The organism is Nisaea sp., from assembly GCF_965216895.1.
Lineage (GTDB): Bacteria > Pseudomonadota > Alphaproteobacteria > Thalassobaculales > Thalassobaculaceae > Nisaea.
The window spans coordinates 1,734,952-1,750,370 of sequence record NZ_OZ244205.1; the positions used below are offsets into that span (position 1 = coordinate 1,734,952).

Sequence of the window (15,419 nt, forward strand, 5' to 3'; positions counted from 1 at the left end):
ATGCACACGCTGATCGACGCCGCCCTGCACCGCAGCCGCACCACCCTTATGGTCCTGGCGCTGATACTGGTTTCCGGTGCGATCTCCTATGTGACGATCCCGAAGGAAGCCGATCCGGACGTCAACATCCCGATCATCTATGTCGCCATGAGCCATGACGGGATCTCACCGGAAGACGCCGAGCGGCTGCTGCTGAAGCCGATGGAAACCGAGCTGCGCAGCATCGAGGGGGTGAAGGAGATGCGGGCGACCGCCTACGAGGGCGGTGCCAACGTGACCCTCGAGTTCACTGCCGGTTTCGATGCCGACCAGGCCCTGACGGACGTGCGCGAGAAAGTCGACATCGCAAAGCCGGAACTGCCGGAAGACGCCGACGAGCCGACCGTGCACGAGGTCAATGTCAGCCTCTTCCCTATCCTCGTCGTCACCCTCTCCGGAGAACTGCCGGAGCGCACCATGTTGCATCTCGCACGCAACCTGCGCGACGAGATCGAAGGTATCGGCACGGTTCTGGAAGCCAAACTAAGGGGCGAGCGTGAGGAACTGGTCGAAATCGTCATCGATCCCCTGCGCCTCGACAGCTACAATATCGATGCGTCAGCCGTGCTTGAGATCGTCTCCCGCTCCAACCGGCTGGTCGCAGCGGGAACGCTGGACACCGGCAACGGGCGCTTCCCGATCAAGGTCCCGGGTCTCTACGAGAATCTCTCCGATATCCTCGATCAGCCGATCAAGACGAACGGCGATGCGGTCGTCCGTGTGCGGGACATCGCCTATGTCCAGCGCGGCTTCAAGGACCGGGAAAGCCATGCCCGGCTCGACGGCCAGCCCGCGATCGGCATCGAGGTCACCAAACGGATCGGCGAAAACGTGATCGAGACCGTTGAGAATGTCCGGAAGGTCGTCGCGGAAGCGCAGACAACCTGGCCGAACGGCGTGACCGTGACCTTCAGCCAGGACAAGTCCGACCAAATTCGCACCATGCTGACGGACCTGAGGAACAATGTGCTTAGCGCCATTCTCCTGGTCATGATCGTGATCGTCGGTGCGCTCGGCTACCGCTCGGCCGGTCTTGTCGGCGTCGCCATTCCGGGCTCCTTCCTGCTCGGCATCCTGACCCTCTCCTCGCTTGGTCTGACGGTGAACATCGTCGTGCTGTTCAGTCTGATTCTCGCAGTCGGCATGCTGGTCGACGGCGCCATTGTTGTGACCGAGTTCGCCGACCGGAAAATGTCCGAGGGTCTCGATCGCCGCTCAGCCTATGCCGCGGCGGCAAAACGCATGGCGTGGCCGATCATCGCCTCGACCGCCACGACGCTGGCGGCCTTCCTGCCGCTGTTGTTCTGGCCGGGGGTCGTCGGCGAGTTCATGAAGTTCCTGCCGATCACCCTGATCGCAACGCTCAGCGCATCGCTCCTGATGGCGCTGGTCTTCGTGCCTGCGCTCGGCGCTATCATCGGCAGGCCCGGTGCGCAGAACGAACGGAGCCGGGAGGCGCTGGCCGCGATGGAGGATGGCGACCTCGGCAAGATCAAAGGCTTTACCGGTGCTTATCTGACAGCTCTGAGGGCTGCACTTCGCCATCCCGGCAAGGTTCTCGCGGGCGCTGCATTCCTGCTGGTCGGCGTACAGTGGTACTACGCGACTCACGGCAACGGTGTGGAGTTCTTTCCCGACGTCGAGCCCGACAACGCCATGATCCGCGTTCATGCGCGCGGCAACATGTCGACTGCGGAGAAGGCCCGTCTGGTCTTCCAGATAGAGAAGGAAGTGCTCGAGGTCGGCGGCTTCAAGTCCGTCTATACCTATGTCGGTGACAAGGACGGCGGCAGTGGTGGCGGTCAGGACATCGCCGAAGACGTGATCGGCACCATCCAGGTCGAGTTCGACGACTGGGGCAATCGGCGTCCGGCGGACGAAATTCTCGCCGATATCAGCGAACGGGCGACAGCCTATCCCGGCATCATCGTCGAGCCGGCGAAGGAACAGGGCGGACCGCCGACCGGCAAGCCGGTGCAGGTGCAGCTGCGGTCGCATTATCCGGACAAGCTGATCGAGGCGGCCGCCATGGTCCGCGAGCAATTCGACCGGATGGACGGTCTGATGAATATCGAGGACGACCGGCACATTCCGGGCATCGAATGGCAAATCGCCGTCGACCGCGCGCAAGCCGCCAAGTTCGGCGCCGACGTAGCGCTGATCGGCAGCTATGTGCAACTCGTCACCCGCGGCCTCAAGGTCAGCGACTACCGGCCGAACGACAGCGACGAGGAAATCGACATCGTCGTCCGCTATCCGCGGCCGTTTCGCCGTCTCGACCAGTTCCTTGCGATCCGCATGAAGACCGATATGGGACTGGTTCCGCTGCGCAACTTCGTCTCCTGGAGCGCGCAGGACAAGGTCGGCACGATCAAGCGGTCCGACGCGCGCCAGGTGATGAGCGTGAAGGCGGACGTGCTGCCCGGCGTGCTCGCGGACAACAAGGTGCAGGAACTGACCGATTGGCTCGGCACGGTGAAGCTGCCGGACGGCGTAACCTACCGATTCAAGGGCGAGGACGAGGAGCAGAAGGCGGCCGAAGCGTTTCTCGGCAAGGCGTTCGGCGTGGCGCTGTTCATCATGGCGATCATCCTGGTCACTCAGTTCAACAGCTTCTACAGCGCCTTCCTGATCCTGAGCGCGGTGATCATGTCGACCATCGGCGTCATGATCGGCCTGATAATCACCGGCCAGCCCTTCGGCATCGTTATGAGCGGCATCGGCGTGATCGCGCTCGCCGGGATCGTGGTGAACAACAATATCGTGCTGATCGATACCTTCGACGCGCTGAAGACCACGACCGCCGACGCCACCGAGGCGATTCTCCGAACCGGGGCACAGCGCCTCAGACCGGTCATGCTGACCACCATCACCACGATGCTCGGCCTGCTGCCGATGGTGTTTCAAACAAACATCGACCTCTTCACGCGGGAGATCTCCGTCGGAGCGCCGTCGACGCAGTGGTGGGTGGGGCTCTCGTCCGCCATCGTCTTCGGCATGGGCTTCGCGACTGTTCTGACCCTGATCGTCACGCCCTCGGCGTTGCAGGTCCGCGCGAATGTCCAGTCCTGGAAAGCGGCGCGGCGGGCCCGCAAGGCGGGGACCGGATCGGATCACTCCTACATCGCAGACGACAGCGTCGCCAACGCCGCCGAATAGAGCCGGCTGCGGTCGCCAGTCGAGATTGAGGAAGCGGCGGCACCCGAGCCGCCGCTTCCATGCAGGTCATCCGGCTTCGCGCAAGGTCAGTAGGACGCTTCGAGCATCGCGATATAGTCCTCGGCGCTCGCCTCTATCGGATTCGTCTTGTGGCTATGGTCGGCGAGCGCCCCAGCCACGATGCGATCGAACAGGTCCCTGGAGACCCCGAGCTCCGACAAGCGGGTGGGAAGACCGATGATCTTCGTCATATCCCGGACCGCCGTTGCGACATCGTCACCAGAGGCGAGTTCCATCGCCCGGGCGAGATGTTCGTATTTGTTCTCCGCGACCGAAGTCGGCGCGTCGCGGTTGAAATCGATCACCGCCGGCATGAAGACAGCATTGAGCGTGCCGTGATGCAGCTTGGGATTTATCCCGCCGAGCGCGTGGCTCAGGCTATGGACGCAGCCCAGCCCTTTCTGGAAGGCCATGGCACCCATGGTGGATGCGATGGCCATGTTCGCACGCGCCTCCCGATCCCCCGGCATTTCCGTTGCGAGGCGGATGTTCGTCCAGCCACGACGCAGGCCATCCAGCGCGATGCCGTCGGCCGGAGGGTTGAAGGACGGCGCGAGATAGGTCTCGATGCAATGCGAGATCGCATCCATCCCGGTCGCCGCGGTCAAAGTGGCCGGAAGGCTCATCGTGAGTTCCGGATCCACGATGGCCGCCCTCGGAATGAGGTACGGCGACAGCAGACCGACCTTGCGGCCATCCTCCAGGATCACGATCGCGGCGCGTCCCACCTCGCTGCCGGTTCCGGCAGTCGTCGGGATCGCGATCGTCGGCCAGGTCTTGTCCGTGATCCTTTCGACTCCGCCTTCGATCATGGCGTAGTTTTTCAATCCGCCGCCATGCGCCGCGAGAATGGCGACCGCCTTTGCGAGATCGAGCGCCGACCCGCCGCCGACCGCAATGATCCCGTCAGCCTCGACATCGAGAAACAGTCTGGTTGCAGCCTGAACCGCAGCTTCATTGGGATTGCCCGGAGTATCGTCGAAGACACCAGCCGGCGCCGCACCGATAACTGTCTCGATCTTTTCGAGAAATCCGAGCTGCCGCACACCCTTGTCCGTGACGACGAGCGGCCGTGCAATGCCGGCGAGCGCGAGCTCGAACTTGAGCGAGGCCAGTTCTCCGAACCCGAACTGAACCCGGGTCACATAGTTGATCAACCCCATGATTCTTCCCTTTGATATATCGATTTAGAAATTCAGCGTGGCGCTATGAAACGTCTACATTTGCTGGCCAGAATCGCTTTCCGAGAAAAATCACGCTTGAGCGGCCACCTGTAAATCCATCATCTTTGAATACAGATATAACGAAAACAAAATCACAAGGGTCGGATGCGACAATCCTCCTTTGCCCGGCTGTCCTTGCGCCACCTGCTGCTGCTCTCCGCGATCGAAGACAACGGCTCGCTGAAACGCGCGGCCGAGACCATCGGCACGAGCCAGCCGCGCGCTTCCAAGGCGTTGCAGGAAGCTGAGGAACTGACCGGGCAGAAGCTCTTCCATCGCTCCAACCGCGGTGTACGGGCGACGCCGGCCGGTGAATGCGTCATCCGCAATGCCAAGACGATCCTGGCCCAGCTCGGCAAGCTGGAACGGGAACTGAACGGCCTCTCCGCGGGCACCGGCACTAAATTGCGGATCGGAACGATCATGGGAGCGGTTCCGTTCGTCACCGAAATCGTCCAGCGACATTTGCGGCGGTATCCCCGAACGTCCGTCGAAATCCTCGAGGACACGAGCGCCGAACTGTTGAGGCAACTCGATCGAGGCGCGCTGGATCTCGTGATCGGCCGGCATTCGGTCAGCGCGGCGCCACATGTCTACGATGTCGTCGCGTTTCACGACGAGGTGCTGAAGGTCGTGGCCAACCCCGCCCACCCGCTGGTCGGAAAGAAGCGGGTCGCCCTCTCGGACCTCGCCGACTTGAGGTGGATTGTCTATACGGCGGCGATGCCGATGAGATTGTCTCTGGAGCAGGAATTCCGTCACGCCGGGCTACCGTTCCCGTCGGTCCTGCTGGAAACCCGCTCGGCACTGACGACGATGTCGCTGATTCAGGGGGATCAAAATTCAGTGGCACTTTTGTCCGGAGACGTCGCGGAATTCTTCGCCGGCTTCGGGATGGCATGCATTCTTCCCGTTCACCTCATATCCAAGAGCGAGCCGTACGAGGTCATCACGCGCCGGTCGCAGGATATGCCGGATCAGTCGAAGCAATTCATCTCGGAGCTGATTGCAGGCGCCGTTCCTCCCCACGCATCCAGATGACGCGCACCGGACTCAGCCCTTGAGCCAGCCCTTCAGCCGAGCCGCCGCCTCGACCATGTCGGCGGTAGCGCCGGCGAAGGAGAAACGCAGGCTGCCATGCCCGCGAGCCGGATCGAAATCCACGCCCGGCGTGGCGGCGATACCAATTTCGCTCAGCATCCGCTTCGAGAAATCCACGCTGTCGTTGGTGAAGCGGGTGACATCGGCGTAGATGTAGAAAGCTCCATCCGCCGGGGCGAGATCGTCGAGGCCCGCCGCCGGAAGCTCGTTCAGCAGGACTTCGCGGTTCTGCGCATAGCGCGCGACATTGGCCTCCAGTTCCTCGTGGCAATCGAAGGCCGCGACGGCGGCATGCTGGGACAGGGTCGGGGGCGAAATGAAGAGGTTCTGCGCCAGGCACTCCATCGAACGCCCCAGATCCTCGGGCACCACCATCCAGCCGAGGCGCCAGCCGGTCATGGAGAAATATTTCGAGAAACTGTTGATCACGATCGCCTGATCGTCGCTCTCCAGCGCGGAGACCGGCCGGCTACCGAAGCCGATGCCGTGATAGATCTCGTCGGACACCAGGCGGATGCCGTTTGTCTTGCAGTACCGTGTCAGGTCCGCGAGTTCTTCGGCGCCGAGCATGGTCCCTGTCGGGTTCGAGGGGCTGGCCACGATCAGGCCGTCGAGCTTGCCCTCCACCGCGTCGAGTAGTTCCGGTGTGGGCTGGTAGCGATGTTTGCGCTCGCTCTCCAACAGGACCGTCTCAACCCCGAGCGCGGAGAGGATGTTGCGGTAGGCCGGATAGCCAGGCGAGGCCATCGCTACCCGGTCGCCGGCCTCGAACGCCGCCAGAAACGCGACCTGGAAGGCGCCGGAGGATCCGGTCGTCACCATGATCCGGGACGGATCGAGCGCAACACCATACCAATCCTTGTAGTGCCGGGCGATGCGCTCGCGCAGTGGGGCAATCCCACCGGCCAGCGTATAGCCGATCTTGTCGCTCCTGAGTGCCCGCTCCGCTGCCTCGATCACGCCGCGTGGCGCCGGTGTAGCAGGCTGACCGACCTCGAGATGCAGCACGTCACCGCCGGCGGCCTCCCGGTCCGCCGCAGCCTGCATGACATCCATGACGATAAAGGCGGGAACCGCGCCGCGCCGCGAAACCTTGAGGCTCATGAGAAGCCCTTCCCCGTCACTTCACTTCTTCGTAGAGCATCAGACCCCGGCCGCGCGGATCGTCCGCCGCCCCGCAATCGAGCTCGCTGCGCGGCAGACCGTTGTTGCAGCGAAAGAGCCGGACCGCTGCAATCGGAAGATCCGCCGCGCGAACCCGATAGCCGGCGGCCTCGGCAACATTGACTGCGCCCTGCGGCACACCCTGCTCCACATACAGCACGTCCGTCGCCGGATCGTAATGGGAACGCGGTGCTGCAACGGCTGCCGCAGCCTGCTGTTTACCTACATAATGACGGGCAATCGTGGGAGCGAGTGCAGACACGACCTGACGGCCACCGGCCGCCATCGCTGTCATGTGCACCTGCCAGGCCTTGCTGTTGCCGGCGATCACGGCGGCCGCCAGCGGCGCCTCCGCTGCAGAGCGAACCGGTGCGGCCAGAAGCCCCATCTCGGGAAGCGCCTTCCCGGTGCCGAACGCGGCATTCATGGTCAGCGCGCAGCCCACGGAAAGACCGCGCTTGTCGGTAATCGAGAAGCTGGTCGCCCCGGCCTGCGATCGGCCGCCGAAGAGCGAGACCGCCGCCGGTGCGGCCCGACTCCGCGGAGCGCCCGGCCGGAACCCGTCGAACAACCGCTCCGCTTCGTCATCGCTCGCATCCATGTTGCCTTCCGCGACCGCATTCGCGGCGCGCACCTGCATTTCCGCGATCATGGTCGCGTCCGTATCGCGCGGCGCGGTCGACCAATCGACCTCGTGGAAGGCGATCGAGAGAGTCTTTGCGAGCAGCGCTCCGTCCTCTGCCCGGCTCGCGGCGACGGCCCAGAGATGATTGTCGTATTCGACACCGCTCGCGGCCGACCAGAACGGAACTTCCTGCCGCAGCCGCACCGGATCGGCTCCGTACCCGAGTGCCTTCGCACCGCCGATATAACGCTTGGCCAACTGACCAGAATAGAGATCGCCGACGCCCGCGACGCGCAGCCGGCTCAGGGTTCCGGCAAGGTTGAGCTGGAGCAGCGGAGACCCGGCGCCAAGAACGGAGCCCGACGGCGCCAACAATTCCGATCCGGAAGCAGTCTCCCGCAGGACAGCGCCGTCGCGCGCAAGATCTTCGGCAAGACGGCGCGAGACGATATCGCCAAAACGGGCCAGCTGCTCCGCATCACCGATCAGCTGACCGAAAGGCAGCCGGCCGTACCTGGCATGCAGCGCGAACATCGCACGCGGGCCGATCGGAACGGAGAGACCGGCAGCATCCTCCGAAAGCGGCCGCGGCAGGAATGACAGCTCCTCGAACCGCTTGCTCTGCGGATCGAACACGACGCAACTCCCACTCGCTCCGAGGCCCGCCGAAGACGGCAGCGTGACAGCCAGGGTGAAGAAAGTCGAAACCGCGGCGTCTGCGGCATTGCCCCCCTCGACCAGCACATCCTGCGCGACCAGAGCCGCACGCGGCTCGTCGACGGCGATCGCACCGAAGAAGCCTTCCGTGACCTGGACAACCTCGTCGCCCGCGCAGCCCGAGAGCAAACCGGCGCACATCGCCAATGCCAAAGGCACGGATTTACGAAACATAACTTCCCCTCAATTTGCCGCCGGCTATTGAATGCCGTCCGCGGGCGGCGCACATTAATTATTAATGCCCAACGCACCAACAGGCTCGGACCGAAATCCATGAAGTGCAAAGCCCTTGTTGGCAAGCCTCTAATTGCGCTGGTGACCGCCCTCGCCTTTCTGGTCGGAGCTCACCGCGCGGTCGACGCGCGTTCCTACATCACCGACACCGAAATCGAGTTCTATATCCGCGACTTGTCGACCCCTGTATTCCAAGCAGCGGGGCTGTCACCCGCGGCCATCGATCTCTATTTCATAAATGACGATACGCTGAACGCTTTCGTGGCCGGCGGGCAGAACATCTTTTTTCATACAGGCCTGCTGATGGCTACCGACACGCCGGAACAGCTTCTGGGCGTGATCGCGCACGAAACCGGCCACATCGCCGGCGGCCATCTGGCGCGATCCGGCGAAGCGCTTCGCAATGCAAGCCGGAACGCCCTGCTCGGGCTTATCCTCGGTGCCGGTGCAGCTCTTGCGTCCGGCCGCGGGGACGCCGCCGGGGCAATTATTGCAGGCAGTCAGGCCTCGCTGCAGAATTCCCTGCTTACCTATAGCCGGACGCAGGAATCCGCGGCGGACCAGGCCGCGATCCGATATCTCGACGCCAACCGCGAATCGTCCAGAGGCATGCTGGAATTCCTCTCGACCCTGAGCGGTCAGGAATTGCTCAGCGGACGCAGTCGCTCTCCCTATGCCAGCACACACCCGCTGACCCAGGATCGTATTTCCTTCGTCGAATCGCATGTCGCGTCCTCGCCCTATTCCGACGAGAAGCTTCCGGAGGACTTGCAGATCAAGCATCGGCGCATGGTCGCGAAACTGAAGGGCTTCATCCGGAGTCCGGCGCGAACATTCCGCGACTACGAGGATACCGACACGTCGTTGGAAGCACGCTATGCCCGCGCCATCGCGACCTATCGGCTGCCGGATATGAAGAAAGCGCTGACGATGACCGACAGCCTGCTGGAAGAGTATCCAGAGGATCCCTACTTCCACGAACTCAAAGGCCAGATCCTGTTTGAAGCCGGACGCCCCGGCGAGGCGGAAGAGTCCTATAGGTCGGCCAACGAACTGCTTCCGGAAGCACCCCGCATCCGCCTCGAACTTGCGCGGGTTCTCCTCGCGCTCGGAACCCCGGACGGCAGCACCGAGGCACAGGAGCATCTTGAGCGTGTCGTTCAGGAAATGCCGTACGCGACCTTCGCCTGGCGGCAGCTCGCGATCGCGTATGGCCGCAATGGCGATCACGGCATGTCGGCACTGGCACTCGCAGAGGAGGCCTACCGCTCAGGGCGCGAGCGGGATGCGGCGCTGCAAGCGAACCGGGCCAAGCAGAAGCTGCAGCCCAACACGGAAGCATGGCTCCGGGCTACGGATATCGAGCAACTCTCGACGCCACGCGACCGCGAACGCAAGACGCGCTGACCCCTAAGCATAACGGGAACGTGGGTTGCGCGCCGGTACATTCCGGACCAAAGTCCGCGTCCGAAACTCAAAACCGAAAGGCACGGCGCATGGCCTCCCTGCGACTTCCAGTTCTCAGACACCTCGCGCATCTGGCTGCCGCCGGCGTGATTGCGAGCGCGCTCGGTAGCGCGCCGACGTTCGCGGCCGATCCTTTTTCCGAGGCGCAGAAGGAAGCACTGGACGCGGCCATCCGCGATTACATCCTGAAGCACCCCGAGGTAATCGTTGAGTCGCTGAATGCGATGCAGCAACGCCAGGAAGCGGCCGAGAAGCAACAGCAGCGTCTGGCGCTCGCCCAGTTGCAGGCAGAGATCGTTGCCAACCCGAACGATCCGGTTCTCGGGAATCCGGACGGCGACGTCACTGTGGTAGAGTTTTTCGACTACCAGTGCGGCTACTGCAAACGCATGGTCGAACCGGTGATGCAACTGCTGAAGCAGGATCCGAACGTGCGCTGGGTGATGAAGGAATTCCCCATCCTCGGCCCTGCTTCGGTGACCGCAGCCAGAGCCTCAGTTGCTGCCCGCAGCCAGGGCGCGTATCGTGAATTCCATATCGCTCTGATGGGCTTTCGTGGCCGTCTGAGTGACGAAACAGTGTTCCAGACCGCGCGCGAGGTCGGTCTCGACATCGGGAAACTGAAGGCCGACATGGCCGCGCCGGAAACCGAGAAGACCATCCGCGACGCAACCATGCTGGCCCGGACACTCGGCGTGAATGGGACGCCCGCCTTCATCATCGGCGACGAGATCCTGCCCGGCGCGGTTGGACTCGACACCCTGGTGCAGCAGATCGAGGCGGCCCGCAAGGGCTGAGTCAGATATCCTCGGCAGACGCCGGAGGGATATCCCGGACGCGGGCGTAGAAGCACGACGCTACCAGTATCAGGCCCGCGACCGTCGCGAATACCAGCCGGTAGGCGACACTTGCATCGCCGGACGCAAAATCGACGATGAACCCGGTGACCCATTGGGTGACAAAAATCGTCCCGACTCCGACGAGGCTCATGCAGGTGATTGCCCGTCCGGCGAGGTAATCCGGAACGAACCCCCGGCAATGCGCTGCCAGAACCACGAAAAAGGGCGACGTCACGCAGAACAGCACCAGGATCCCGAGAGCGAGCCAGAGCGGCGGGTCGGGAAGCAGGGCGAGCACGCCTAGCGTCACGACCATGGCAGCACAGCTCCCGAGAACCACCTTTTTGCGGGAATTGAATATGCGGTCTAGCGGGCCGAAGGCCAATGTCCCCGCATTCAGCGCCAGGACCATCACCAGAAGCACGTAGCCGGCGCCGGTCTGGTCCAGGCCATGAACATCCCGGAGATACGGCCCTGCCCACAGACCGCCGATCGTGGCGAACGGCGCGGCGAAGCAACTCGCCATGATGAGCGTGCCGCGAATGTCCGGGTCCCTGATCATGACCAGGATCGCGGCGAACGCTTTTCCCATACTCTCTTTGGGCCGGACGGGCCGCTCCATTCCCGGCGGCCGATCGCGCACGCAGAAGAAGATCAGCGCAGTCAGTACCAGGATCGCCGCTGCAAGCAGCAGGAAGCTCTGCGCGAAGCCCGCCTTCTGCAGCATGATCGCCAACGGCGCCGTCGCGAGCGTACCGCTGAGCGCCCCAGAAATGGCTATCAGGCGCGCCGAAATGGTCGCGACCCGGTCGGGGCTCGTCCAGCCGAGAACGATCAGATAGACGGTTGTGACCGCGCCCGCATGTCCGACACCGATTATGATGCGGCCGCCGGTCAAAGCGGGCGCCGTCTCGGCGACGGCAAATACGGAGATTCCCAGGACGCCGATCAGGCTCAGGACCGATGTCGTCAGTCGCGCGCCGTAACGGTCGAAGAGGACGCCCATCGGAATTTGCACGGCCGCCGCAGCAAGAGACATGGCGCCGATGATACCGCCGAGCGCCGCCGGCGATATTCCGCGCTGCTCGATCAAACCGTTCGCAATGACTCCGCCGCCGAGCCGGTTGATCTGCACCAGCGTCAGGAAGGCGCACAATATTACAAAAACCCTGGTGGCGGTCTGTCGCGCACCGGGGCACGCCGCTTCACTCATACGGCGTGCCCCGGTGCGCACGACGCGCAGGCAGAAATTCAGGCATTCAGGCTCCAGATTGAAAACCGTACACGCGTCAACGCGTTAGCTGACGCGTTGGACAGCAACAGAAGGCCGAAACCCGCCCCCGGTCAAGCATCGCGTTTTTTAGTTTTTCAAGCTTCGAGAACGCCGCGCTTGACCTGATCCTGTTCGATGGATTCGAAGAGAGCCTTGAAATTGCCTTCTCCGAATCCCTCATCGCCCTTGCGCTGGATCAGTTCGAAAAAGATCGGTCCGATCACCGTCGAGGTGAAGATCTGCAACAGAAGTCCGCCATTCTCGGTCGGTGCGCCGTCGATCAGGATGCCGTGCTGCTTCATGCGCTCAACATCCTCTCCATGCCCCGGCAGGCGCTCCTCCAGCATCTCGTAGTAAGTGGCCGGCGGCGGATCCATGAACCTGGTTCCGGCTGCTCTCAAACTCTCCACGCTGGCGAAGATATCGTCGGTCGCAAGCGCGATGTGCTGGATTCCTTCCCCCTTGTAGGCATGCAGGTATTCTTCGATCTGCGACTTGTCGTCGGCCGATTCGTTGATCGGAATCCGGATCTTCCCGCAGGGGCTCGTCATCGCCCGCGATTTCAGGCCGGTGAGTTTCCCCTCAATATCGAAATATCGGATTTCGCGGAAATTGAAGAGCTTCTCATAGAACCCCGCCCAGACATCCATGCGGCCCCGATGAACATTGTGCGTCAGATGATCGACGCAGGAGAATCCAGCGCCGGACGGGGTCTGTTCGACGTTTTCCAGTGGTACAAAGTCGACGTCATAGATCGAACGTTCGCCATAGCGGTCGACGAGATAGATCAGGCTGTCGCCGATTCCGTGGATAGCCGGGATATTGAGCTCCATCGGCCCCACCTTTCCTTCGAACGGCTTGGCGCCGAGCTTCAGTGCACGCTCGTAGGCCGCCGCAGCGTCCTTCACCCGGAAGGCGATGGCACAGCAGGACGGCCCATGCACCTTGGCGAAGGACTGGGCGAAACTGTCAGACTCGGCGTTGACAATGAAATTGACCCCGCCCTGCCGGAAGAGCGTCACATCCTTCGAGCGATGGCGGGCAACGGCAGTGAAACCGAGCGAAAGAAACAGGTCGGTCAGCAATCCGGGGTCGGGCGCGGTATATTCGATGAACTCGAAACCGTCCGTCGCCATCGGGTTCTCTCTCGACCCGCCGGGAACCGGCGGCGGTATCATGGACGCCATCTCTTCCTCCACAAGCATCGACGTCATGCCTTGACAGCGATTCGCCGAGCAAGGAACGTCTCGACAGTCGATCTAATTAGTTTCAATTGAAACCATTTAAGGAATAAGGGTGAAAAGTCAAGCGGACTCCAGTGACGAGGAGAAAGCGCCGATCGGCCAGCCGGCCAGCGCTTTTGCATTGGACGCCTTTCTGCCTTACCGGCTGGCGCTGCTATCGTCCCTGGTATCGCGCAGCATCCAGAAACTCTATGAAACCGAGTTCGATATCAGCATTCCGGAATGGCGTCTGATAGCCATTCTCGGCAGCGACGGGCCAATGACGGCAAACGATATTCGAGGGCGCGCCGCGATGGACAAGGTACAAGTGAGCCGGGCCGCCGCCAAACTCTCGAAGTCCGGGCATATCATGCGACAGACAGACCCGGACGATCGGCGGAAATCGACCCTCTCCCTTACGCACACAGGGCAAACTATTTACAACCATATCGTGCCGATGGCCCTTGACCGCGAGGCCTTTCTAACCTCTGCGCTGACAGAAAAAGAAAAGGGAGATTTAATAAAATTGTTGGAAAAATTGACGAATAGAGCGGAAAAGATGACCAACAACTCGATTCGGTGAGAGCTGGCATATGCCAGATTCACTTTACGTTACTTTACTCCCGGAATCATTGCCACAACCATTACGTCATGCTATCGAAACACGATAATCTAGTCCTGAGGCCACACTGAAATCTCAAGACGGTCGATCGAGAGTGCGGGCAACATGAACCAGATCCTGGAGGATGTCACCGACGCGACGCTATCCAAGTTGGTGGAGCGGTGGTTTGCCTGGCGCGGAGATGCACGCTACCCGGCGCGCAAATCGATCGAGCCGATCGAACTTGGATCCGCGCTCCCCTTCGTCTGGATCTGCGAGAAAGCGCCCGAATCGGAATGCTACCGCTACCGCCTCGTCGGCGAGGCCGTGAACACGCTCTACGGTCAGGGCCTGAGGGGCCGGTCTCTGAAGGAATTCCTGTCTCAGAAGACGGCCAATGCCTTGCGTGTCAGGCTCGACCAGTGTCTCGATTCCGGAAACCTGCTGCACACAATCGGGCCGCAGACGCTGCATGACAAACGCCATGTCCTCGTTGAAAGACTGTTTCTTCCGATCACCGGCGAAAACGGCGCGCACGACACCATCCTCGGCTGCACCAAAGTGACCAGCTCACTGCTTGAGTCGGACAGGTTCTCGGCCACTGTGCACCAGGCGTCCTACAACTGTGATGGCGACCGCGTGAAAGTCAGCAATCCCGTGGTGACCATGTTCGCCACGGATGTCGAGTATTAGCTCTCGCCAGCCGAGCGGTTCCGATTGCGTCACAAGGCCCGCGTGATATAACGCTCGAAACTGAGAAGCAGGCGAGCAACGTGTCCGAACGCCCGGAAATCCTGATACTGAACGGCCCGAATCTGAACATGCTCGGGACCCGCGAGCCCGAACTGTACGGAGCCGAAACTCTCGACGATGTCGAGGCAATGTGTGTCGAGCATGCAGCGGCGCTCGATCTGTCGGTGGACTTCCGGCAATCGAACTTCGAAGGCGAAATGGTGACGATCATCCAGCAGGCTCGTGACAATGCGACCGGGATCATCATCAATGCCGGCGCCTACACCCATACCTCGGTCGCGATCCACGACGCGCTCAGGGTCGCGGACCTGCCGGTGATCGAGGTGCATATCTCGAACATTCACCGACGCGAAGCGTTCCGGCACCACTCATATATTTCCACCGTCGCCGAGGGTGTCATCGTCGGCCTCGGGACGCAGGGCTACCTGTTCGCCCTCGACGCCATGGCGCGGTTGCTTGATCGAAATTGAACGAATCCGGAGACTCCTTTGTCGCACGACATTGATAGCAAACTGGTTAAGAAGCTCGCGAAACTGCTGGAAGAAACCGGACTCGGAGAGCTCGAGTACGCGACCGACGACTGGCGCATCCGGGTGGCCCGGCCGACAGCACCGGCGACGACCGCGGCGGTAACTGCAGCCCCCGCACCGACCGCTCCTGCTCCCGCGGCACAGCCGGCGCCGGCCGCTGTGAATGCGAACGCGGTCAAGTCTCCCATGGTCGGAACCGCGTATCTCGGACCGGACCCGGATTCACCGCCTTTCGTTACCGTCGGCTCGAAGGTCAGCGAAGGCCAGACGCTGATGATCGTCGAGGCGATGAAAGTGATGAACCCGATCCCCGCCCCGCGTGCCGGAACGGTGAAGGAGATTCTGATCCAGAACGGGCAGCCGGTTGAATTCGGCGAGCCTCTGATCGTCATCGAATAAGTGGCCGGAGCC

The 15,419-nt window shown here is 62.2% G+C and carries 13 protein-coding genes; 8 read left to right on the forward strand and 5 right to left on the reverse strand.

Annotation, left to right across the window (positions count from 1 at the left end; genetic code table 11):
* Entirely contained in the window at positions 1-3,198 is a 3,198-nt protein-coding gene (locus tag ACOOE1_RS08330) for an efflux RND transporter permease subunit (RefSeq protein ID WP_420405880.1), read from the forward strand.
* Positions 3,199-3,284: 86 nt separating this feature from the next.
* On the opposite strand, the gene ACOOE1_RS08335 is transcribed toward ACOOE1_RS08330, so the two are convergent.
* Positions 3,285-4,421, reverse strand: a complete 1,137-nt coding sequence (locus ACOOE1_RS08335) for an iron-containing alcohol dehydrogenase (protein WP_420405881.1) — start codon at positions 4,419-4,421, stop codon at positions 3,285-3,287.
* 165 nt (positions 4,422-4,586) lie between these two features.
* Here ACOOE1_RS08335 and ACOOE1_RS08340 point away from each other — a divergent pair, with 165 nt between their 5' ends.
* Complete coding sequence (locus ACOOE1_RS08340) at positions 4,587-5,522, forward strand: LysR family transcriptional regulator (protein WP_420405882.1); 936 nt, start codon at positions 4,587-4,589, stop codon at positions 5,520-5,522.
* A 12-nt stretch (positions 5,523-5,534) separates the two neighbouring features.
* Here ACOOE1_RS08340 and ACOOE1_RS08345 read toward each other — a convergent pair whose 3' ends face one another.
* Together ACOOE1_RS08345 and ACOOE1_RS08350 are read right to left on the reverse strand one after the other, a co-directional pair.
* A complete protein-coding gene (locus ACOOE1_RS08345) occupies positions 5,535-6,686 on the reverse strand; it encodes a pyridoxal phosphate-dependent aminotransferase (protein ID WP_420405883.1) in 1,152 nt (383 codons plus the stop codon).
* A gap of 16 nt (positions 6,687-6,702) precedes the next feature.
* Complete coding sequence (locus ACOOE1_RS08350; protein ID WP_420405884.1) at positions 6,703-8,262, reverse strand: gamma-glutamyltransferase; 1,560 nt, start codon at positions 8,260-8,262, stop codon at positions 6,703-6,705.
* 99 nt (positions 8,263-8,361) lie between these two features.
* Here ACOOE1_RS08350 and ACOOE1_RS08355 point away from each other — a divergent pair, with 99 nt between their 5' ends.
* Together ACOOE1_RS08355 and ACOOE1_RS08360 are read left to right on the forward strand one after the other, a co-directional pair.
* On the forward strand, positions 8,362-9,729 hold the full coding sequence (locus ACOOE1_RS08355; protein ID WP_420405885.1) for a M48 family metalloprotease: 1,368 nt from the start codon (positions 8,362-8,364) through the stop codon (positions 9,727-9,729).
* An 89-nt stretch (positions 9,730-9,818) separates the two neighbouring features.
* Positions 9,819-10,586: a DsbA family protein gene (locus tag ACOOE1_RS08360; RefSeq protein ID WP_420405886.1), complete on the forward strand. Its 768-nt coding sequence runs from the start codon at positions 9,819-9,821 to the stop codon at positions 10,584-10,586.
* 1 nt (position 10,587) lies between these two features.
* Here ACOOE1_RS08360 and ACOOE1_RS08365 read toward each other — a convergent pair whose 3' ends face one another.
* Both ACOOE1_RS08365 and hppD read right to left on the reverse strand, forming a co-directional pair.
* Positions 10,588-11,841 (reverse strand): MFS transporter, encoded by a 1,254-nt coding sequence (locus ACOOE1_RS08365; RefSeq protein ID WP_420405887.1) that lies wholly within the window; start codon positions 11,839-11,841, stop codon positions 10,588-10,590.
* 155 nt (positions 11,842-11,996) lie between these two features.
* Complete coding sequence (hppD, locus tag ACOOE1_RS08370) at positions 11,997-13,088, reverse strand: 4-hydroxyphenylpyruvate dioxygenase (protein WP_420405888.1); 1,092 nt, start codon at positions 13,086-13,088, stop codon at positions 11,997-11,999.
* A gap of 109 nt (positions 13,089-13,197) precedes the next feature.
* Here hppD and ACOOE1_RS08375 point away from each other — a divergent pair, with 109 nt between their 5' ends.
* The 4 genes from ACOOE1_RS08375 (at position 13,198) to accB (ending at position 15,407) form a co-directional block, all read left to right on the forward strand.
* Positions 13,198-13,707 (forward strand): MarR family winged helix-turn-helix transcriptional regulator, encoded by a 510-nt coding sequence (locus ACOOE1_RS08375; protein WP_420405889.1) that lies wholly within the window; start codon positions 13,198-13,200, stop codon positions 13,705-13,707.
* A 144-nt stretch (positions 13,708-13,851) separates the two neighbouring features.
* Positions 13,852-14,418, forward strand: coding sequence for a PAS domain-containing protein (locus ACOOE1_RS08380; protein ID WP_420405890.1), 567 nt, complete (start codon positions 13,852-13,854; stop codon positions 14,416-14,418).
* Between the two features lie 80 nt (positions 14,419-14,498).
* Positions 14,499-14,948 (forward strand): type II 3-dehydroquinate dehydratase, encoded by a 450-nt coding sequence (aroQ, locus tag ACOOE1_RS08385; RefSeq protein ID WP_420405891.1) that lies wholly within the window; start codon positions 14,499-14,501, stop codon positions 14,946-14,948.
* 18 nt (positions 14,949-14,966) lie between these two features.
* A complete protein-coding gene (accB, locus tag ACOOE1_RS08390) occupies positions 14,967-15,407 on the forward strand; it encodes an acetyl-CoA carboxylase biotin carboxyl carrier protein (RefSeq protein WP_420405892.1) in 441 nt (146 codons plus the stop codon).
* Positions 15,408-15,419 lie beyond the last annotated feature (12 nt).